Source organism: Streptomyces otsuchiensis (assembly GCF_004305975.1).
Lineage (GTDB): Bacteria > Actinomycetota > Actinomycetes > Streptomycetales > Streptomycetaceae > Streptomyces > Streptomyces otsuchiensis.
Genome location: NZ_BHZI01000534.1, coordinates 1 through 1,236, shown reverse-complemented (window position 1 = coordinate 1,236; position 1,236 = coordinate 1). Strand labels below are relative to the sequence as shown.

Genomic DNA, 1,236 nt, shown 5'->3' with positions numbered 1-1,236 from the left:
GGCGACGGGGTCCATGCCGCTGGTCGGCTCGTCCAGGACCAGCACGGGCCGGTCGCCGACGAGTGCGGCGGCGACGGCGGCGAGGCGGCGTTCGCCGCCGGAGAGGCGTTTGAGGGGGCGGCTCGCGAGGGCGGTGAGGCCCAGTTCGTCGAGGATGCCGTCCCGGCGGCGGCGCGCCTCCGCGATGTCGAGGCCGCGCAGCCGTCCGGCGGTCTCGGCGGCCAGCGCGACCGTCAGCTCGTCGAGGGCGGTCGCCTCCTGGCCGAGGTAGGCCAGCAGCCGGGGGGCGCGGCGCGGATGGCGGACCAGGTCGTGGCCGAGGAGCCGGACACTGCCGGCGTCGGGCCGCAGGAGTCCGGTGAGCTGTCGCACCAGGGTGGTCTTGCCGGCGCCGTTGGGACCGAGGAGCCCGAAGATCTCGCCGCGGCCGACGTCGAGGGTGATGTCGTCGCTGGCGAGGACGGGCGGCTGGGCGGCGGAGCGTCCCCGTTTGCGGCGGCCCGGGTAGGTCTTGGCCAGCCCGCGGACCGCCAGGGCCGGGGCGGGCACGGCCGCGCCGTCCACTGGACGCCGAGCGTCGACCACGTTCACACCGGCCCGTGAAGGAGAGGGGGACACGATGCACCAGGGTACGCGTGGTGGATGCCGCGCCCGCCCACGGGTCCCGCCGCGCCCCGCGCGACGAGGGGGAGGCGGCCGCGCCCCCGGGTCAGGAGGCGGGTTCGCGGGTGGTTCTGGTGCGGGAGTCGATCTCCCGCCAGAAGCCGCCCCGGATGTCGTAGCGGTCCTGCTCGTCGATCTGGTCGTCCTTGTGCGTGAGCAGGCCGAACCGGGCCGCGTAGCGCAGCAGTTCACCGTCGATGCGGTGCGGGATGCGCGGGTAGGAGGCGGCGATGTTCTGGAGGTGTGCGCCGGCGTTCACCCGGTCGGCCCAGCGGCGCGCGAAGACCTGGCCGACCTCGGAAGGGTCCCCGCTGACGGCGGTGATGTCCTCCTCCCGGTCCGCCCAGCGCTGCTCGGCGGAGGTGACCTGGGAGAGCATCGGCAGTCCGGCGGAGTCCGGGGACTCGCCGGCGCCGCGTTCGACCCAGCCCTTGTCGGAGGACCAGCGCACCACCGCCGAGGCGGGTGGGGCGGGCGCGGCCGGTGGGCGGCCCGCCCCCCCCCGTCTCTTTTACACAACTCCCAGCCCCCCAGACAAAAGGCAAACTCGTATGCCGGCTTCTTCTTTGAAAA

Annotated in this window: 1 protein-coding gene and 1 pseudogene; both read right to left on the bottom strand. The window is 74.8% G+C overall.

From position 1 onward, the window contains the following. Positions 1-549 (bottom strand): ATP-binding cassette domain-containing protein (locus E0D90_RS25700; protein ID WP_438827456.1); only part of this gene is annotated, 549 nt, incomplete at its 3' end. A 160-nt stretch (positions 550-709) separates the two neighbouring features. Continuing rightward, positions 710-1,168: pseudogene (locus tag E0D90_RS25695) on the bottom strand (NYN domain-containing protein); the annotation flags it as partial. Between the last annotated feature and the right edge of the window lie 68 nt (positions 1,169-1,236).